Annotated in this window: 17 protein-coding genes; 9 read left to right on the top strand and 8 right to left on the bottom strand. The window is 45.5% G+C overall.

What is annotated here, in order from left to right; all coding sequences use genetic code 11:
- Positions 1-45: 45 nt before the first annotated feature.
- Positions 46-2,610, bottom strand: coding sequence for a TonB-dependent receptor (locus AC23N5_RS04645; protein WP_487754636.1), 2,565 nt, complete (start codon positions 2,608-2,610; stop codon positions 46-48).
- A 268-nt stretch (positions 2,611-2,878) separates the two neighbouring features.
- Between AC23N5_RS04645 and AC23N5_RS04640 the strand changes: the two genes are divergently transcribed.
- On the top strand, positions 2,879-3,775 hold the full coding sequence (locus AC23N5_RS04640; RefSeq protein WP_487754635.1) for a metallophosphoesterase family protein: 897 nt from the start codon (positions 2,879-2,881) through the stop codon (positions 3,773-3,775).
- Between the two features lie 309 nt (positions 3,776-4,084).
- On the opposite strand, the gene AC23N5_RS04635 is transcribed toward AC23N5_RS04640, so the two are convergent.
- From AC23N5_RS04635 to AC23N5_RS04605, 7 genes are all read right to left on the bottom strand, one after another.
- A complete protein-coding gene (locus AC23N5_RS04635; RefSeq protein ID WP_487754676.1) occupies positions 4,085-6,136 on the bottom strand; it encodes a M3 family metallopeptidase in 2,052 nt (683 codons plus the stop codon).
- 294 nt (positions 6,137-6,430) lie between these two features.
- Positions 6,431-7,138, bottom strand: a complete 708-nt coding sequence (locus tag AC23N5_RS04630) for a LytR/AlgR family response regulator transcription factor (protein WP_183977117.1) — start codon at positions 7,136-7,138, stop codon at positions 6,431-6,433.
- Between the two features lie 18 nt (positions 7,139-7,156).
- Positions 7,157-8,269, bottom strand: coding sequence for a sensor histidine kinase (locus AC23N5_RS04625; RefSeq protein ID WP_487754634.1), 1,113 nt, complete (start codon positions 8,267-8,269; stop codon positions 7,157-7,159).
- A 141-nt stretch (positions 8,270-8,410) separates the two neighbouring features.
- Positions 8,411-9,109: a DUF4097 family beta strand repeat-containing protein gene (locus tag AC23N5_RS04620; RefSeq protein ID WP_487754633.1), complete on the bottom strand. Its 699-nt coding sequence runs from the start codon at positions 9,107-9,109 to the stop codon at positions 8,411-8,413.
- Positions 9,110-9,133: 24 nt separating this feature from the next.
- Positions 9,134-9,907 carry a DUF4097 family beta strand repeat-containing protein gene (locus tag AC23N5_RS04615; RefSeq protein WP_487754632.1) on the bottom strand — a complete coding sequence of 258 codons (774 nt, stop codon included), beginning with the start codon at positions 9,905-9,907 and terminating at the stop codon, positions 9,134-9,136.
- A 30-nt stretch (positions 9,908-9,937) separates the two neighbouring features.
- The gene (locus AC23N5_RS04610) at positions 9,938-10,696 is read right to left on the bottom strand and encodes a HEAT repeat domain-containing protein (RefSeq protein WP_487754631.1); all 759 of its coding nucleotides are present in this window, start codon (positions 10,694-10,696) and stop codon (positions 9,938-9,940) included.
- Complete coding sequence (locus tag AC23N5_RS04605; protein WP_472486660.1) at positions 10,680-11,198, bottom strand: RNA polymerase sigma factor; 519 nt, start codon at positions 11,196-11,198, stop codon at positions 10,680-10,682. The genes AC23N5_RS04610 and AC23N5_RS04605 overlap by 17 nt, the downstream gene beginning before the upstream one ends.
- Before the next feature lie 391 nt (positions 11,199-11,589).
- On the opposite strand from AC23N5_RS04605, the gene AC23N5_RS04600 reads away from it, so the two are divergent.
- From AC23N5_RS04600 to AC23N5_RS04565, 8 genes are all read left to right on the top strand, one after another.
- Positions 11,590-12,138: an RNA polymerase sigma factor gene (locus tag AC23N5_RS04600; RefSeq protein ID WP_183977394.1), complete on the top strand. Its 549-nt coding sequence runs from the start codon at positions 11,590-11,592 to the stop codon at positions 12,136-12,138.
- Positions 12,128-12,946 (top strand): zf-HC2 domain-containing protein, encoded by an 819-nt coding sequence (locus AC23N5_RS04595; protein ID WP_487754630.1) that lies wholly within the window; start codon positions 12,128-12,130, stop codon positions 12,944-12,946. Before AC23N5_RS04600 ends, AC23N5_RS04595 begins: the two co-directional genes overlap by 11 nt.
- A gap of 23 nt (positions 12,947-12,969) precedes the next feature.
- Positions 12,970-13,839 carry a DUF4097 family beta strand repeat-containing protein gene (locus tag AC23N5_RS04590; protein WP_183977129.1) on the top strand — a complete coding sequence of 290 codons (870 nt, stop codon included), beginning with the start codon at positions 12,970-12,972 and terminating at the stop codon, positions 13,837-13,839.
- Between the two features lie 4 nt (positions 13,840-13,843).
- Positions 13,844-14,686, top strand: a complete 843-nt coding sequence (locus AC23N5_RS04585) for a DUF4097 family beta strand repeat-containing protein (protein WP_487754629.1) — start codon at positions 13,844-13,846, stop codon at positions 14,684-14,686.
- A 247-nt stretch (positions 14,687-14,933) separates the two neighbouring features.
- Positions 14,934-17,363 carry an ABC transporter permease gene (locus AC23N5_RS04580; RefSeq protein WP_487754628.1) on the top strand — a complete coding sequence of 810 codons (2,430 nt, stop codon included), beginning with the start codon at positions 14,934-14,936 and terminating at the stop codon, positions 17,361-17,363.
- A gap of 14 nt (positions 17,364-17,377) precedes the next feature.
- Positions 17,378-17,680, top strand: coding sequence for a hypothetical protein (locus AC23N5_RS04575; RefSeq protein ID WP_028523493.1), 303 nt, complete (start codon positions 17,378-17,380; stop codon positions 17,678-17,680).
- A gap of 4 nt (positions 17,681-17,684) precedes the next feature.
- The gene (locus AC23N5_RS04570; RefSeq protein WP_028523494.1) at positions 17,685-17,978 is read left to right on the top strand and encodes a hypothetical protein; all 294 of its coding nucleotides are present in this window, start codon (positions 17,685-17,687) and stop codon (positions 17,976-17,978) included.
- A 31-nt stretch (positions 17,979-18,009) separates the two neighbouring features.
- Positions 18,010-20,424: an ABC transporter permease gene (locus AC23N5_RS04565; protein WP_487754627.1), complete on the top strand. Its 2,415-nt coding sequence runs from the start codon at positions 18,010-18,012 to the stop codon at positions 20,422-20,424.
- The last annotated feature ends 144 nt before the right edge of the window (positions 20,425-20,568 follow it).

Here is a 20,568-nt window from a genome sequence, read left to right as displayed (position 1 = left end):
AGTTATGGTTGTTTGTGTATAGACGAAAGTTTTGTTAAAAAGTGACTATCGGTTACGTTGTTGGGTTCCTCCAGGAGCACCGCCTGTTTGGCCTGCGCCGTCTGATTTTACGTCGTCGTTGTTGACCGAGCGGGCTTTCTTCTTCGGTGCGTCAGTGGTCATTTTTCCGAGTTTGTAAGTGAAGGTCAAACGCACCCCACGGTTGTAAAGATACACGTTGCTCACTTGGTTAAACACAGGTGATTTTAGCTCCGAGTGAATGTTGAAGCGGTTGCTGAAGAAGTTTTCCCCCGCTAAGCCAAGGCTTCCCTTTTTGTTCTTGAAATCTTTCTTGACCCCGAAGGTATAGAAAGCAAATCCGCCCTGAAACCCTTGAAGCTGCACTTGGCGGCCTTGCATAAATCCGAAGGCTTGTACTCCCCAACCGTTTTTGAACTGTGCTTGCGAAAACAAACCACCGCTTACGTTGACGCCATCGTTGGTAAAGTCTTGGGTTACACCGTTCAGACCAAGGGCTTGTCCTGTCATTTTGGTGTAGAAGATGTTAGAGAACAATCCTACGTTGAACTTCGAGGTGAAAGCAATGTTGGCAAATAGGTTAGTACCATACGCTTGCTGACGACCAATGTTTTCGAAAGTGGTGATGATAGCACCCGATAAGGTATCGGAAGGGCGACGTACTTGCGTGATGGCGTTGTCGGTATAACGTCCAAAAAACGAGGCATTGATGAACACTTTCTTGATGGTTTTGCTCAAGCCCAATTCGATGTTGTCGGTCAACTCAGGGCGCAATGCTGGGTTACCAACGCTGATGTTTTGAGGGTTAGCCGAGTTGAAGTTAGGGTTCAATTGCTGCAAACCTGGGCGTTGGATACGGCGGTTATAACCTAATTTTAGGGTAGTTCCTTTGATGGTTTTTGAGGCGTTCAAGCTAGGGACTAATATGCCATAATCTGCGACTCCAATTGGCCCGCCTTCGCGAGTGGAGGCGTCGATAAACGTATGCTCATAACGCAAACCTCCTTTGAACGTATAGCGTTTTTTGGTGGTATAAGTATAAGAGGTATATCCTGCGGCAATGTTTTGGTGGTAAAGCAACTCACCCGCAGGCTGACCTGTTTGGGTAGTAAAATCTCCCGTGGAACCCGCGGCCAAAAAGCGGTAGTCGCTGTTGACTTGACGGAAGATGCCTTTTCCCCCAAACTCAATCATTTGATTTTTCTTGATGGGCGTTTGGTAGTCCGTTTGGAGGGTAAACTCTTGGTTCAAGTTTGAGTTCAAGTTGCGCTGACGGCTTAGTAAGTTGCCTTCGCCACTCAAAATGTTGGCGTCGAAGTTGTTGGTCAAATCATTGCGGCTATACAGCGTCGATATGCTCCATTCTTGCTGTGGTTTTTTGTACGTATGAAGGTAGTCCAAGTTGACATCGACCGTACCCGACAAGTTTTTAACGTCCACGTCGCGGCGAGAACCAGTGCCTGCTACCCCGTTGTTGTAAAGTTCGGTAATCAAGTCTTGTTGGCTTTTCATGTTACGAGCACCGTAGCGAACACCCGCCGTTAGGCTTTGGTTTTTGGCTAAATCGTAGTCAAACCCTAAGTTGTATTGACCAAACAAAAACTCGCTGTAGCCATCCCCTTTTTGGCGAATGAGCGTCGAAACTCCGTTTGAAATGCTTGTTTGGTCCATGTTGGTTTTGGTGATGGTGTTGTAGTTGGCACGACCAAAACCTCCCAACGTAAGTCCAGCTTTCCCTTTGCGGTAATTGCCATTGAGAGACAGCGAAGAACCACGGTTACCTACCCCAGCATCCACGTTGAGGTTCAATCCTTGTAAACTGTTTTTCTTCGTGATGATGTTAATAATCCCACCCGAACCTTCCGCATCGTATTTGGCCGATGGGCTTGTGATGACCTCCACGGTTTTGATTTGGTCGGCAGGAATTTGTTTCAACGCGTCCGAAATGCTGCTGGCGATGATGGTACTTGGTTTGTTGTTAATCAAGACGCGGATATTTGAACTACCACGAAGTGATACGTTTCCGTCCAAATCGACCGTCAACAAAGGTACTTTACGCAACACGTCGGTGGCGTCACCGCCTTTGGCTGCGATGTCTTTATCGGCGTTATAGACCAAGCGGTCCACTTTTTCTTCAATGATTGCAGCCTGTCCCGTTACGACTACCTCGTTGAGTGTCTGCACACTAGGCGAAAGTTTGATAACACCCAAGTCAAGGTCTTGTCCTTTGGCTAAGGTGATGTTGTCAATGGTTTTGTTTTTAAAACCAAGGAAAGAAATCAAGATTTGGTAATTTCCATCGGCCAATTTGTTGAGGATAAACTTCCCTTTTTCGTCGGCGATGGTACCGTCAACGGCCTTACCAGTCGTTTTGTTGTAGAGCGCAATGCTCGCAAATTCAACGGCTTTGGTCACCGAGGAATCAACGACGAAGCCTGTGATTTTGGCGCTGCCTTTGGGAGTTTGGTCACCTGCTGTGCCAGGGAGTGCTTTGACAGGAGCCGCTCCACCCATTGGAAATTGGGCGTGTACTGAACCCGAAAAAGTAGAAATACAAAGTGTAATGGCGAGAAGTAAAGATAATTGTTTCATGGCCGTTTGGTTTTAACGTTACAAAGTTGAAACACAAAAAGGCATTCGTGAAACAAAAAAGGATAAAGCCCAAAATCGAAAGGATAAAATGCCGTTATGGGCTGATGAAAAGTTTTTTTAGGCAAATGAACAGGCAAGAAAGTGGATAAACGGTGCGAATCCTCTAATTAGTAAACTATTGTTTAGTATATATTAACTATATTTGGGTTTTAGGCGCATTTTTCGGAACCATATAAGAATTATAAGCTCATATAGGGCAACCATTTCCATGAAAAGAAGAAATTTTGTCAAGAACTTTCCCTTAGCCATGACCGCCGCTGCGGGGGTCAATTCGTCGAAGAATCCTCTTACGGCGTCTGCTCCTAAACCTGCCTTAACGATTGCTCACATTACCGACGTTCATATTCGCCCCGAAAATGAGATTCCAGCGCGGTTTAGAAAATGTTTGGAGGAGGTGAAAAAGAAAAAAGTGGACTTCTTTCTCAATACGGGCGATTCAATACATGCCGCTGACTACAAGGAGATTACCCGTGAGCGCGTGTTGGAACAATGGGCTGCTTGGGACGAATGTAAGTCGAGTTTTGATGGCTATGACCTTTACACCTGCATCGGGAATCATGACCCTTGGTGGGCCGCTCCTTCCAAAGATGATGAAATGTATGGCATTGGTTATGTGGTAAAAAGGGCGAATATGCCACACCGCTATTATAGTTTCAGCAAAAAGAATTGGCACTTTATGGTGTTGGATGGCAATAACCCGGGCATTTCGCTGGACGACGAACAGATGGAGTGGCTCCGCAAAGAACTCCAAGCCGTTCCTAAAGGGCATTTTGTTTTGCTCATGTCGCATTATCCCATCTTGACCGTCACCGCATCGTGGGAAGGCGGACAGCACAAGGACCATAAACAACTCAAAGCGTTATTTTATGAACACAGAGACAAAGTTCGGGTGTGTTTGAGCGGGCATCAGCATTTACTGGATGCAGCGGTTTACAACAACGTTCATTATTATTGCAACGGCGCTATGAGCGGTTTTTGGTGGGATAAAGGCGATGCAAAATCAGCGCAACTAGGCTATTATCAAGAAACACCACCAGGCTACGCCATTCTGAAATTATACGAAGATGGCAGGGTAGAAAATACGTACTACGAGCATCATCATTAGTAAAAGCCCCAAAGTACGATTAACTTGATTAGCCGTATTTTGGGGCTTTTATTCGGCTCATTTACCGATTCGATTTAAGTATTTATCAGGTTAAACGCATTAGAAAACAGCCTCGGAGAGGCAAAACCTTTGTAGAAAAAGTGAAAGAGGTGACCGAGCGTCGGCCGCCCCGATGGGGCTTTAGCAGAGACTCATTCATTCTTTCTACGAAGATTTGGCTCCTCTGGAGCAATAAATAGTCACTTTTATTTTAATGCGTTTAACCTGAGGATTTTGCCTTTTGTCTTACTTGCAAATTTGCCCATTTATTTAATTCGCTTCTCTCAGCAATCCACGGCGGCGAAGGAGCGGTTTGATGTCAGGTTCTGCGCCACGGAAATTGCGGTAGAGTTTCATCGGTTCGTCAGTTCCACCGCGTTCTAGGACGTTTTTGCGGAACGATTGAGCTGATTTTTGGTCAAATAGTCCTTTTTGTTTAAACACTTCAAAGGCATCGGCATCCAACACCGCCGACCAAATGTAGCTGTAATAACCCGCAGAATACCCGCCCGCAAAAATGTGCTGGAAGTAAGTAGTACGGTAACGAGGAGGAATTTGCGAAATCAATCCAATTTTATCCATAGCCGCTTTTTCAAACGCCAATACGTCGGTAGGTGCTTGGTCAGCTTTGAGGGTGTGATAGCTCATGTCCAACAACGATGCCGCTAGGTATTCGCTTGTTAGAAACCCTTGATTAAACAAGCTACTTTTTTCCATTTTGTCGATAAGCACATCAGGAATGACCGCACCTGTTTTGTAATGCTTGGCGTATAGCTTCAACATTTCAGGCTCGGTTGCCCAGTTTTCCATGATTTGAGAAGGTAATTCTACAAAATCGCGGGGAACCGACGTGCCCGACAAACTACCGTACGTCACGTTGGAAAGTAGCCCGTGAAGTGCGTGTCCAAATTCGTGGAAAAATGTACGCGTTTCGTCCAAGCTCAAGAGGGCAGGGGCGTCGCCCGCAGGACGAGAAAAATTACAAACAATAGAAACGACGGGGGCAGAGCGTTTGCCGTTTTCGGTTTCTTGCTTGCGGTAGCTTGTCATCCAAGCGCCGCCGCGTTTGCTCGCCCGTGGGTGAAAATCCATGTAAATCACCCCAACGTGTTGTCCATTGGCTTCTTTTACTTCAAATGCCTGCGCTTCTTCGTGGTAAACGGGGATGTCAGTGCGGCGTTCAAACGTGAGACCGTATAGTTTTTTGCACAACGTAAAAATTCCTTGACGTACCCCTTCCAACGGAAAATACGGGCGAAGTTCTTCTTCGTCAAGGTCATATTTCTGCTTGCGAAGCTTTTCGGCGTAGTAGCGCCAATCCCAGCTTTCCAATTTTTCGTTTTTACCTTCTTTGTCCATCAATGTCTGCAATTCCGACGCTTCTTGCTGAGTGACAGGGACGGTAGCGGTCCAAAGTTGGTTTAGAAAATCACTCACTTTGGCAGGGGTTTTCGACATGCTTTCCTCTAGCACGTAAGCTGCATGGTTTTCATAACCCAACAGCGCTGCTTTTTCGGCCCGTAGTGCCACGATTTTAGACATAATCGCCTTGTTGTCGGAGGCATCGTTGTGGTTACAGCGTTCCAAATACGCCTTGAAGATTTGTTCGCGAAGGGCGCGGTTATCGGCGTACTGCAAAAACGGCATAATGCTCGGATTTTGCAGCGTAAATACCCATTTTCCTTCGAGTTTGCGTTTTTTTGCGTCTTCGGCAGCAGCAGCCACGAGCGAAGAAGGCAAGCCACTCAAGTCTTCTTTTTTATCAATAACCAGTTTATAACCGTTGGTTTCCGTCAAAATGTTTTGGCCAAACTTGAGTGTCAACAACGATGATTCCTCGTTGATTTTACGTAAACGTGCTTGCTTGTCGGCAGGCAAGGCTGCTCCGCTTCTTACAAATCCTTTGTAGGTTTTTTCGAGCAAAGTGAGTTGTTCGGTCGTTAGTTTGAGCTGATTACGTTGGTCATAAACGGCTTTAACGCGTTTGAACAACTCGGCATTGAGCTGAATATCGTCGCGGTGCTTCGATAGTTGGGGCGAAAGCGTTTGAGCGATTTTCTGGAGAGCGTCGCTGGTATTGGCGCTGTTGTAGTTGAAAAATACCCCTCCAACGCGGTCGAGCAAATCCCCGCTATTTTCTAGTGCCAAAATCGTATTGGCAAACGTAGGAGCTGCTTTTTGATTGGTAATAGCGGCGATTTCGGCCGTTTGTTGTTTGATTCCTTCCACAAACGCAGGTTCAAAATGTTCGTTTTTGATGAGGTGGAAAGGAGGCACGCCAAAAGGCGTTTTGTAGGTGTCAAAAAACGGGTTTTGGGCCATGATGTTGGTGGCAAAACAAGTGCTAAACAGGCCAATGAGAATGGATTTGCCTAGGGATTTTTGCATAGAAAAAGTGTTAATGAAGTTGGGGAATAAAGGCAAAGGTAAGCCTTTAGAAGCAAAAATGGCACTAAAACACCGCCAATGTATCACAAAAGCGGTGTATGCACTACCATTCTATTTATTTATAAACATCCAAAGGTACGTCTCAAGGTGGATGCTGGCAACAAATACCAGTTAGAAGGGCAGTATTTATGGACAGAAACGCAAATTTTTCTCGTAAACCCCGTCTTTTTACAAACCCATCAGTTCTTGAAAGGTATCTTTGTATAAATCTCCAACTGGAAGGGATATATTTCCAATCTGGACGGTATTGCGACTTAATGAGTCGATTTTGGGAATGGCCACAACGAAGGAACGGTGAATGCGCAAAAATTTAAAAGGCGGCAGTTTATCCTCAATCAGCTTGAGGGTACTAAGCGTCACCACGGGGGGCTGTCCTCCCACAAGGTGTATTTTCACGTAGTCTTTAAACGATTCGATGTAAAGAATAGAGTCAAAATCAATTCGCACCATTTTGTAGTCTGATTTTACAAACATGCAGCCGTGGCTGTTGTTTTCCGACCATTGTTGAACGTAGTTTTTGGCTTTGGTGGCCGCCCTTAAAAATTCTTCGTATCCAAACGGTTTCATCAAATAATCGAGCGCATCGACTTTGTAACCTTCCACGGCAAATTGGTTGTAAGCCGTCGTAAAGATGATTTTGGTTTGTCCCAAAGAAGAAGTTTGACTAATGATCCGTGCCAGTTCCATCCCGTTCAAGTTGGGCATTTGGATGTCCAAAAAAATAAGATGAACAGGTTGGTTATGAATGGCTTGCAGGGCTTCCACGCCGTTGGCGTATTGACCAACAAGGTTTAAAAACGGCGTTTGCTGAACAAACGCGCTGATAAGCCCAAGGGCAAGCGGCTCGTCGTCGGCGGTGATGCAATTTAATTTCATGGCAGGAACGCGTAAGTATTATAGCTGTATTTTCAAATCAACGGTGAACGTCCGAAGGTTGGTGTCTTCGTGAATGATCAGTTCGTGCCGCTCGGGATACACTAAATTAAGGCGGCGCTGGGTATTTACCAATCCAATACCTCCTCCTGCGTTGGGAATCGCATCGGTATTGGCATGAATTTGATTCCAAACGTGTAAATCCAAAACGCCATTTTGAGCCTTAATCACAATCAAAATTTCGGTTTTGTGAAGCGAGCTCGTGCCGTGCTTAAACGCATTTTCAATAAAAGGCAACAAAAGCATGGGCGCTACCGAATAATCTTGGTCGGGCTTGGGCGCTTCGATGGTCACTTTCGTGAACGAATGCAGCCGTAACTTCATCAGTTCGATGTAATCATTCATAAAAGATATTTCTTGGCTCAACAACACTCGGTCAAAGACGGTATCGTAGAGGACATACCGCATCATCCGAGACAGTTTCAGAATGGCCTCGCGCGACAACGGCACGTCAGAGTAAGTAAGGGCATAAATGTTGTTGAGGGTATTGAAGAAAAAGTGGGGATTGATTTGGGCTTTTAACAGCGCCAATTCGGAGGTTATGTGTTGTTTTTCAACGAGTTCGTGTAATTGAACGGCAGCCTGCCACCGCTGAATCATGGAAAACCCGATGCTAATGGCCGTTACCATCGTCACGACCATGAACAAATGGACATCAAGGCTGTAAATGCTCTTGGAGCTTTTCCATCCTCTGACAGCAGCCAATTGTTCGGGTACATGCAAAATGGGTACCTCAATGATGCGGGCAATGACCAAATAAAGGACAATCAAGGAAACGGCTGAAAAAGAGAAAAGAATTTTCTTTCCTTTGACCAAATAGTTGGGAACCAGGTAGTAGGCAGAAAAATAAAAAACCGCTACCATCATAATGAAATTGGCCAATTGTTTGATCCAAAATCCTAGCGGTACCTTAAAGTCCCAATTAAGGGGAGGATAGAATAAAACGATGAAGCCAAGCAGCGACCAAACGGTTATGTGTAAAACCACCGTGAGTGTGCTAGTTGGTTTGGTTAGTTCCATGCGCGTACAAGTAAAGCAACTAAGTTGGGGAGATGCGCGTGGAATCCCAAACATATTCGACGGAAAGGGGGTTTTTCTCGCTGTATCGTAGAACTTTCCTTATGGTTTTCTCCTCACTTCTAGCCCCTCTCCTTGCTGGAGAGGGGGATAGCTGCGTGCCGCTGCATGAGGGTTGGTGTGGAGGTTGGGGCGGGATTAGTCTTTTTTCCGAACATATACGTTATTACTAATCGACTCCAAGCGGATGTCGGGGCCGCCGCCATTGACGGAGCCTTCCAACAAGTAACCTACTATCGGATTTTTTTGGCGTTTGGACTTGAAGTCAATGTCTAAGTCGGTATAAACTTCGCCCGTAATGGTCTTCATGGCCAAGTTTGCCCCTTTTGATTTAGGCAAACTATAATCAATGTAGCCGCTGATGCTCTTGGCAAAAACGGGCGCTGCTGCTCCTTGAATGTCCACGTTGCCGTTGATGGTTTCGAGTTTTAATTTGGCATTGCGGGGCAAAAACACCTGATAATGAATCGTGCTACAAACGTACATGTCTTGGCCGTCGCGTTGGGTACGCCAGCTGTGTTTTGAATCGGGGCAGTCTTCGGCTTTTCCTTTTTTTAGAATTTCGTTGTCAAAATTCGTTTTTAGGCTAATCTCTTGGGCATTTGTGGTGTTTTCTACGGTCAACCCGTCGTTAAGTCGGCCGCCGTTGATAAGAACCGAAATCCGAACCGATACTTCGGCTTTATCCCAATACCGCACCCGAATACTGTCAGCAAACTTGAGGTTAAGGTTGACGGTTTGGTCGGCGGCGTACGGAAATTGTTTGGTAATAATTTTTTGTGACCAAGCCGTTAAGGCCAACGTGCTCATAAAGAGCACCAGTGAAAAAGTTTTCATGGCTATATGGGTAGTAGAAAAGGGTTATTGTTTACGTAAATAAATATTGCTGCTGATGCTGCTAAGTTTAATCGCTACGCCACCGCCGTTGGTGGTTGCGTTGATGCTATGGCCACCGCCCACGCGTGACATTCCTTCCTTGGCATTTTTCAAGTCAAGGTCTAAATCGGTGTAGATTTCACCACTGATTGACTTCATGCTAAGGCTTGATTTGGCATTGGCGGGCAGGCTCACGTCAATGGCGCTGCTGATGGACGAAATGGCGCTGGGTTTTTCCTGATTGAGGCTGGAATACACCACTTTGATGTCGCCGTTGGTGCTATTGGCTACGACAGGCCCCGTGACATTGAGGAGGTCGATTTTGCCATTGTTGGTTTTTATTTCCAAATCACCATCTACGTTGCTGATAGAAATGTTGCCTCCGTTCCAGTTGACCTGTTCGTACAAAATCGCTACTTTCTTAGGAACCTTGAGGATATACGACGTCGATTTGCGCGATGCTTTTTCGATTTTCAGGCCATTGCCTTGGGTAGTGACGGCCAGTCCGATGCCTGTATTATCGACGGCCGAGTTATACAACGACCGCAGCCCTTTGGCTTGTTCTGGTGGATCCTGAAAGCCGTTTCCCTTGATAATGAGCTCGTCGCCGTCGTAGCCTTCGATTTTGAGGGTACTGGCATCCATTTCGATGCTGATTTTACGGTCTTTGCTGTTGGCCAACTTCGCTTTAAATTCTTGGGCAAAAAGCCCCATACTACACCCCATCCACAGGGCGCATATTAACACGGTTGATTTCATGGTTTTTGAGTGCTTGCGCACCGTTAATTGTTAGGTATTATTCGTTTGTTTTTCTTGTTTTAGGTGGAACACCCCTTCTTCGGCTTTGAGGCGTACAATTTCCAGTACTTTTTGATTTTGAGCCAAACGGAGCATTTCGGAGGCGGCTCGCTTTTCTTTCATCAATACCAATGCTTCGATAAGTGCCAACTGAACACTGGGGTCGGTTTGGATTTTTAATGATTGAATCAATCCGTCGCGCACTATTTGTTCATTTTCAAAGCGTTGTAGGGCTTGGCAAGCGGCGAGACGGACGTTGACGTTTTCGTCGAAATTCATGGTATTGAGCAAAATTTGCGTGATTTCTTCGTCGCCTTGTGCCAATTCGTAACTCTGGTTGACGGCCAAAATGCGTTCACTCGCCGAGGTTTGTTCGGGAGCTTGTAACGTTTTTTTCATTTCAGCCACGTGGCTATTTTCTTCCGAAAGCCCCCCTTCGTGCTGCGTGTACCAAATCCCCGCCCCAAAACCTACCACCAACAATGTGAGACTGGCGGCGATTCGTAAGCCCCACGAGTTCAACGAGCGCACCTTGCTTCGTTTGCTAAGCTGCGTAACCGTGCGGTAGCTTACCCCCGCCGAAGGCTGTTCTTTGCGCGTTTGGGCAAAATACCGAAACTGCTTGGCTTCGTTTTCCAGGTGAGCAGGAACATTGTCGCTCAAAAAGAAAGCACGTAATTGCTGCTCTTCTTCCAGGGTTGTTTCGCCTTCGTAATACTTTTCTATCAATTGTTCAATGTCCAGATTCATACGCCTGAATTTTTAAAAACTTATCTCGTACCTCTTTCCGCGCCCGCGACAACACCACCCGGATATGGTTGACGTTCATCCCCGTTACTTGCTCAATTTCCTCAAAAGAGTACTCTTCTACGTCCCGCAAATGCAGAATCAACTTGGCCGTTTCGGGCAGTTCGTCTATCAGTTTGCGCATCAGTGCCGCACTGTCTGATAGCTCCACTTGCTGGTAGGGCGATACTTTCTGCTCTTCTACGTCTTCCCAGTTGGCTTCCCCTGCGCGACTTTGCCATTCTTTCGATTTGAGCTTGTCGAGACAGAGGTTACGGGTCATTTGCACGGCAAACGCTTCTACGTTTTGGTACGATTCTAACTGTTGCCGATGGGACCAAAGCTTCATCAATACTTCTTGCAACGTATCCTCGGCTTCTTCGCGGTTGCGAAGAAACAACTTGGCCAATCTAAAAAGACGGCCTTGGGTTGGGAGGATGAGTTGGGTAAACGCTTTGAGTTCCATTTCAAGGGCATAGACGAGCGAGTTGAAAAAACATTACAAGTTAGCGGTAACTTTTTTTGAATTTGGCGGCTGAGAGCTGAACGCATTAAAATAAAAAGTGACTATTTATTGCTCCAGAGGAGCCAAATCTTCGTAGAAAGAAATAATTAGCCTCGCCTAAAGCCCCATCGGGGCGGCCGACGCTCGGTGACCTCTTTCACTTTTTCTACAAAGGTTTTGCCTCTCCGAGGCTGTTTTCTAATGCGTTTAACCTGTGTGTGCTATGTGTTTTAAAATAAATGTTTAAAATTTTTTACTTTTCCTGTAACCATTCCCCACTTCGGGAGTTTCCACGTACAAATCACCTACAAACAGCCATCATCGCTTGAATACACTATCGGATAACGCACTCATGCTTAAAGTAAAAGCGGGAGACTTGGACAAGATGGGACTGCTCTTTGAGCGCTACCATCGGCCGTTATTCGCTTTTTTGTACCACATGACGGGGCAGGCGCATGCTTGCGAAGATTTGGCACAAAATGTATTTTACCGAATGCTCAAGTACCGGCATACTTTTAACGGTGAAGGTGAATTTAGAACGTGGATGTATCATTTGGCGCGGAATGTTTTGAACGATTCGTTTCGACAACAAGAGCGCTGGGGAGGACATGCTTATGATATTGCCGACTTGTCGGATCGCCTCGGAGGCGGAGTGGCCGCCGATGAGCAATTGGAAAAAGAACAAGAACTCGATGCTTTGCAAAATGCCATGGCGCGGCTCAGTCCCGACCACCGCGAAGTGTTGGTCTTGAGCCGATACCAAGAACTAAAATACGAAGAAATTGCGCGTATTTTAAACATTACCGAAGGCGCAGTGAAAGTACGGGTACACCGAGCGCTGGGAGAATTGAAAAAGAATTTTTTGACCTCAGAAAAAGGAAGCAAAGCTCATGAACTGTGAAGAAGCAAAAGAACGGCTAACGGGCTGGCTGACCAACGAACTAACAGAGTCCGAACAAACAGCCATACATATTCATTTGAAAGAGTGCGCCGAGTGCAAAGCAGCCTTTGACGCCGACCGCCAACTGTGGAAGCTCATGGGGCAGGTGCCCGCGCCTAAAGCCAACACCGAGCACATGCGCGAAGGGTTTTATGCCATGCTCGAAACCTATAAACAAACCGAAGCCCCGTCGAGTCGGAGCCAGTGGAAGGCGATTTTTGAGAAAATACTGCAATTCTGGACGCCCCGTTTGGCACTGCGGGTGGCTTACAGTGTGTGTTTGATGAGTGTGGGGGTGCTAGGTGGGTATTTTTTGATGCGCCCCAAAGAAGTAGCGTACCAAGAAAAAATGGATACGCTCACCAAAGAAGTCCAAGAAATGCGCCAAATGATGATGCTTTCGCTGATTGAAAACCCGTCGGCCAGCGAGCGCCTCAAAGCCGTAAGTTATACCCGAGAAATCACCGATGTGGACGATAAAGTGGTACAAGCGCTCTTTACCACGCTCAACAATGACCCCAACGTAAACGTGCGCCTCGTGACGTTGGAGGCATTGGCCGAACTAGCCCACGACCCCGACGTTCGGCAAGGGTTGGTGCTGTCGTTGACAAAACAAGAATCCCCGCTGGTGCAAGTGGCATTGGCCGATATAATGGTAAAACTCCAAGAAAAACGCTCCATTAAAGCCTTCAAACAGATGCTTCGCCGCGAAGATCTCAATGATTTGGTGAAAAGTAAATTCCAACAAACCATCAAAGACTTATCTTAATTTAACCATCCAACTGTATAGCCATGAAACAAATCATTCTCCCCTTGTTAGCGGGGGTGGTGCTCTCTTGTGCCCATTCCACCGCGCAAACGCAGGAATTTAAAGAACACACGACCAAAGAATTTACCTTGACCCAAAACGCTGCCAGCAGCACCTTGGCCATTTACAACATCAACGGCTCGATTCAAGTCGAGGGGTATTCGGGCGATAAAGTCATCATCGACGTGGATAAAACCATTTCGGGAAAAACCAAAGAAATCTTGGAACAAGGTAAAGCTGAATTTAAGTTTGTGATGGAACAAAATGCGGATACCGTGGTGGCGTACCTCATCGAGCCCTACGATTCGCGGCCTAACCGCAATTGGAACGACCGCAACAACAATCGGCGTATCGAATACCACTACAAATTGGATTTTAAAGTGAAAGTGCCTTATTCAATGAACCTACACGTATCGACCGTCAACGGTGGGGAAGTGCTGGTGAGCGACGTGACAGGGATGCTGGAGGTCGGAAACGTAAACGGTGCCATTACGTTGAAAAATGTAAAAGGCGCGACTAAATTACGAACCGTCAACGGCAACGTGGACGCCAACTACACGGCTATTCCGCCAGGCCAGTCGTCGTACAAAACCCTCAACGGCGACATCCGTATCAGCTACCCTGCTGCGTTGTCGGCCGACTGCGAGTTTAAAAGCTTCCGAGGGGAGTTTTACACCGACTTTGACAATGTAGAAACCTTACCCGTGAAAGTGGTAAAAAATCAAGAACAGCGCGGCGACAAAACCACCGTCTATAAACTCAATACCGAAACGTCGGTGCGGATTGGGAATGGCGGGAAACTGTTCCGATTTGAAACATTTAACGGAAATATTTATATCAAGAAACAATCGTAATTGTATGAAAACCAGCATCAAAACCATTTTTTCGGTTGCTGCGCTTGCAGCCATGAACCTCGCAACACCGACCTACGCCCAAGGAGAAATCAAGGAACAATTGGTCGTGCCTCTTTCTGACCCTAGCAAACCAGGGAGTTTGCAGCTAAAAATCATCAGCGGTTCCATCAAAATCACGGGATATTCGGGCAAAGATGTCATCATCGACGCTACAGTTGACGCCTACACTGGCAAGAAAACTGAAAGTAAAAACGACGAATTGGCGACGGGTATGAAAAAATTAACAAGCCGTGGGGGGATTGAACTCACCGCCGAGGAGCGCAATAACCACGTAAAAGTGACCTCCAATTTGATGAAGCGCCCCGTAGAGTTGTCTATCAAAGTTCCTCAGCAGTTTTCGTTGCAAGTTGGCACCATCAATCAAGGCGATATTGTCGTTGAAAATGTAACGGGGACGTTGGAGGTAAACAACGTGAACGGCGCCATTACCCTCACCAACGTGTCAGGTTCGGCAGTAGCGACGACGGTCAACGGCGAAGTGAAAGCCAATTTCAAAAGCGTGACCTCCGATACTCCGATGGCTTTTACGTCGCTCAATGGTCGCATCGATGTGACGTTCCCGCCTTCGGCGAAGTTTAACGTAAAACTCAAATCTGATCGTGGCGAGATTTACAGCGATTTTGACGTTGATGCCGACAAAAGTGAGCCAAAATCGAACAAAGTCACCAAAGACGGCATGTACAAAGTGAGCATCGACGATTGGATTCAAGGCAAAGTCAACGGCGGTGGCAGTGAAGTGATGATGAAAAACATGCACGGCAATATTTATATCCGCAAAGCGAAGTAGGTTTTTTTTAACCATATAAGACATATAAGGGCATATAAGTTTTTCTGATAATCTCTTATATGTCTTATATGGTTGCATAAATACAATTAACAAGGAATCTCCTGTCCGTAAGTGAACGAAAAATCGTCCATTTACGGACATTTTTGTGTTTGTGGGTTTATGTAATTTTCTGATTATTAAATAGATATGTATGTGGCATAAGTATTGCCTCGTGCTGTAGATTAAGACATGAAAACCCAATGCAGCTATGTTACGTAACTACCTCAAAATCGCTTATCGAAACCTGCTTAAAAGCAAAGGTTATGCCGCTATCAATGTAATAGGTATTGCGGTGGCGGTATGTATCTGCTTGTTTCTGTTTTTAATAGCCTATTTACAGCTAACTTTTGATGCCTTTCATACTGATAGCAACCGAATTTTTCAAACGTATTTTGCCAACAATGACCCAGAAAGCGCTCGCAAATCGGGTACAATGCCGATACCGTTGACGCCCGCTTTAAAAGTAGAATATCCTGAGATTGAAGCCGCCGCGAGAATCGTATCGGGGAGGAAGAGTTTGATTGAATACCAAGAGAAATACTTTGATAAATTAGTGACTCTGACCGACCCAGATTTTATGAAGGTATTCTCATTTCCTTTGCGCAAGGGGAATCGCGAAGCAGTCCTTCAAGAATTGAGCAGCATTGTACTTAGCGAAAACACCGCCAAGGCCATATTCGGAAACGACGACCCCATTGGAAAATCATTAAAAATTGGGAATGAAGGTAATCAGAAACAATACATTGTTACGGGTATTTTGAGTGATGCCCCCTATAATTCGACGATTCAGTACGATGCTTTGATTAGGGTTGAAAACCTAGCCAATTACCAATCTGAAAAGGATAACTGGTCGAATAACTCTCACTTGGTTTTTGTCAAAACAAACCCACAAGTAACGCAAGCTTCATTCGAAAATCGGTTAAAGTCATTTGCAAAAAAATACTATGCGGGAGTGATTGAAACACTTGTCAAAAAAGGTGTCAAGCCCGATGAGCGTGGTGATTTGTTTACGCTTCGGTTACAGCCTTTGGCCAATGTTCATTTTGCTCGGGATATTGATGGGGGCAAGGGAACTCCTATTGCTTTGATTTATGTGCTGTTGGGTATAGGTTTCTTTATTTTGTTGATTGCCTGCATCAATTTTATCAATTTGAGCATCGCCCGTTCGTTTACACGTGCCAAAGAAATGGGTGTCCGAAAATCGTTGGGTGCTTTAAAAAAACAGCTATTTATTCAAATTTGGAGCGAGTCAACCATCATCTGCTTTATAGGGTTTGGGGTGGGTATTCTTCTGGCTTTTTCGTTTTTGTCTGAGTTTAATGCCCAATTTAATGCTAAAATTCAACTTGAGTACGCATTCCAGCCTGGGTTTATGGTTGTGATGCTGTTCCTGTTCGTTTTGGTTACATTTATTGCGGGAGGTTATCCTGCTTGGCAAATGATTAAGTTCAATCCTGTAGAAGTACTAAAAGGGAAAGTTTCCCTAAAACGTCCAGGGCTTTTACGAAATTCACTCCTTGTCGTGCAATTTTCCATGTCTTGTTTACTGGCTTGTGCCACCATTATTGCGCTTCAACAGGTCGGTTATTTACGTCAACAGCCGCTCGGTTTTCAGAAAGAACAAGTCATCAGTATTCCTGTTGGCAATTACACAAATGGTCGGCAGGTACTTCAACGAATGAGGAATAAATTGGCCAATGACCCTGCCATCGTTTCTGTAACGGGTACAGGCGTCAATTTGGGGAAAGGTAAAGATCGTGTCAGTTCGAGATCGGTGGTTGGGTTCACTTACAAAGGCAGAAAAGTAGCCACCGACTGGTTGTTGGTGGATTATGATTACCTCAAAACGCTGAATATCAAAGTAGCAGCAGGACGGGATTTTGACCCAGCTTATCCAAGCGATTCGGTCAATCGGTTGGTGATTACGGAGAGTATGGCCAAAGCGATGGGCGAAATGAATCCTGTGGGTTTGCTGTTGGGAGATGATGGCGATACGACAAGTACTAAATCCCAAATCATCGGGGTTGTCCCTGACTTTCATTTGTATTCGTTGACTTCAGAAAGTAAGCCGATTACGATGCACATTTCTAACACCGAAACCATTCATTATATCTTTGTTCGAGTCACGCCCCAAAGCTTGGTTAGCTCAATGGACAAATTGAAAAATGTATGGAAAGAAGTAGCGCCGCAGGCCGAATTTATGGGCACATTTTTGGATAAAAACATTGACGATTGGTACCAAGATGAAGAAATGATGTCGCAGGTTTTTAGCCTAGCGGCGGGGATTGCCATTTTCTTATCTTGTTTGGGGCTGTTTGCGGTTGCCTTGCTGGTGATTGAGCAGCGAACCAAAGAAATCGGTATCCGTAAAGTGTTGGGAGCTGGTCTTCCCAACCTCGTCATTGTACTTTCAAAGGACTTTATCAAACTGATACTTATTGCTTTGGCCATTACCATTCCATTGGCTTGGTTTCTGATGCAAAAATGGCTGGATAGCTACACTTATCGCATCGAAATCAGTGCGTGGATTTTTGCTGGTGTCGGTGCTTCTGCCATTATCATAGCGTTAATTACCGTCAGCTTCCAAATACTGAAAGCTGCCCTGACAAACCCAATAAATAGTTTAAAATCAGAATAAAAAACCGTTACCCTATGGCACACATCGCTATACCGATTCCGTCGAACCTTGAACGACAAGACATTGATGTACAGGTCAGCATCAATGGGCAACGGCAGGCTTTGCACTATCGGGTGGAGTCGTTTTATTGGGATGAATACGGGGTACCTCCCGCCAACCGTGCCGATTGCTTGAACCACATCATTTCAACGTATGACCAAAATTGGTCGCTGTATTACATCGGATTACCCACCGACAAGTCGATACAAGTGACTTTTGTCAGGAAAAAAGAACTGATTCTGCTTTCACCGTTTTTGTATTCACTTCTAAATCCTTAACGACATGGCACACATCGCAATTCCGATTCCAACCCAGCTAGGGAAGCAAGACATTGAAATTGAGGTAACTATCAATGGTCAAAAGCAAGCCCTTCATTACCGCGTAGAATTGTTTTATTGGGACGAATGTGGCCTGCCTAGCGTTGACCGCGCCGACTGCCTGCGGCACATTCTTTCGTCGTATGACCACGATTGGTCACTGTACTACATAGGGGCTCCTACGGATGAGTTTGTGCCTATTACCTTTGTCAAAAAAGAAGATTTAGAAAGACAACACGCGTTGTTTCTCCAAAAATAATAACCTAAAAAAACACTTATCTCAGTAAGCCATGCTTAAAAATTATCTAAAAATTGCCCTTAGAAACTTGTGGAAGAACAAAACCTATTTGTTCATCAACCTCATTGGAATGTCCGTAGCGTTTGGCGTTAGTAGTTTGTTGTTTCTGACTACCTACGACATGCTCACCTTCGATATGTTTCATGAAAAAAAGGGAGATATTTATCGGGTTTATGACAAAATCAACAACGCGGAAGAGACCAAATACGGCAATACCATGCCGCTACCGATGCGGACTGCCCTCAAAACCGATTACCCACAGGTAAAAGCCGCCACACGCATTGTGACAAGTCCAGGTCAAGTGTTAAAAGATGACAAACTTATTAACAGAGGGATGGCGTTCACGGATGAAGATTACCTCAAAATGTTTGGGTATCAATTGCTCCAAGGAGACCCCAAGAAGGCATTGAGTGAGTTGAGTAACGTGGTATTGCGGGAGGATGTGGCCAAAAGTATTTTTGGGGAACAGCCCGCATTGGGAAAAACCATCACCTTAATTTATGACAATCTGCCCCATGCGTTTGTGGTAAGTGGTATCCTTGAAAAAGGCCCTGAGAACACCAGTATCGCCAACGAAATGCTGGTGCGGATGGAGAACCTAGGCGAGTATAACAACAACAAAGACCGCTGGGATGCAAGCCAAAATTCGTTGTACATCCAATTGGCAGAAGGAACCAATCCCGATACATTTGAGAAAGGATTAAAGGCTTTTACGGCCAAATATTACAAAGGTAGCATTGAGCAGCTTAAAAAAGAAGGCGCAAAAATAGATGAACGCGGGGAGGTAATGAGTACCCGAATTATGAAGCTGTCGGATACGCATTTTGATACCAAAGTAGGGGGACGAGGCCGCGCCATCAACAAGTTTTTTCCGTATGTGCTGTTGATTGTTGGCATCGTGATTTTGCTGATTGCCGCCATCAATTTTGTCAACTTGTCCATCGCAAAATCGTTTGGACGGGCCAAAGAAGTGGGAATGCGCAAAGCCCTTGGAGCGCTTAAAACCCAAATTGTAGGGCAATTTTGGGGTGAAGCATTTATCATTTGTGTGTTTGCCTTTGGGTTGGGTATCGCGATTGCGTATTTGCTGAATACCCAATACAACGCGATTTTTAAAACCAGCATCACACTTAAAACCATGACCGAACCCATCTTGCTGGTAGCCATGTTGAGTTGCTTTGCCTTCATTACCCTCATTGCGGGTGGCTATCCTGCGTGGGCCGTTACCCGTTTCAATACGATTGAAGTACTAAAGGGGAAAATCAAACTCAGTAGTCGTTCTGGCGGGATTCGTAATTCGTTGATTGTGTTTCAGTTTGCCATGGCCGTGTTGCTCATTGCGTGTACGATGATTGTGTGGACTCAAATAAAATTTTTACGCGATAAACCGCTCGGTTTCAGCACGTCCGAAGTATATAGCATTCCGATTGGTAACGAGGTGTCGGGCAAGCGCTTGTTGCAGCATTTTCGGAACCGTTTGGCAGGTCAGCCGCGCATTTACAGCATGACGGGCTGTGATGTCAATTTGGGACGCGGGCTAGATGGGTCTTTTTCTAAATCAATGTTAGGGTTTGAACAAAATGGCCGTACTATTCAGACCAATATGCGTACTGCCGACTACGACTACGTGAAAACGTTGGGCCTGAAACTGATAGACGGCCGAGACTTCTCGCAAGCGTACCCTACCGATACCGTCAATTCGGTGGTTATCAACGAAACGATGGCCAAACAATTGGGCGTCAAAAATCCACTGGGCGTTATCCTCAATACGGAGAGTAAGGAAAAAGTCATAGGAGTGGTTAAAGACTTTCATTTTGAGTCACTTCACCGCGAAATTGAACCCGTTACTTTTTTTATGGATGGTTTTGGGTTGAATTATTTGTTTGTAAAAATTGCCCCTGATCATACGGAAGAAACCATCGCTTTGTTGAAGAAAACCTACCACGAACTCGCGCCTAAATCGGAATTCCAAGGGTCGTTTTTGGATGAAAATGCTGAAAACCAATACAAAAGCGAATCTCGCATGGCACAAATGTTTTTTAGTGCCGCTACGTTGGCGATTTTGCTTTCGTGCATGGGCTTATTTGCCATTGCCATCATGGTGATTTCACAACGTACCAAAGAAGTGGGGATTCGTAAAGTGTTGGGAGCATCGGTGGGTAGCATTACGCTCCTATTGTCGATTGATTTCCTCAAAATGGTAGCCATTGCCATCGTCATTGCGTCGCCGTTGGCGTGGTGGGCCATGGATGCTTGGCTTGCTGATTTTGCGTATAGAACCCCAATTTATTGGTGGATTTTCGTCGTCACGGGGCTCATTGCGGTAGGTATCGCCTTTGCGACGGTGAGTATTCAAGCCATCGGGGCCGCGCTTTCTAATCCTGTCAAGAGTTTAAAGACAGAATAAGTGTGCTAGCTAAGTAGCTAAGCACTGAAGGTTGTGTAAAGTTTTACCCGCAGATTGGCGCAGATTTAGAGCCGCAGATAAGCGCAGATGAATTTCTTCATTAAGTCCTTTTTCGGCGAAAATCTGCGTTTGTATTCGTCTGCG

The organism is Runella sp. R5_40 (assembly GCF_057652295.1).
The sequence above is the reverse complement of the archived record's forward strand: the minus strand, read 5'-3'. Positions and strand labels throughout refer to the sequence as shown.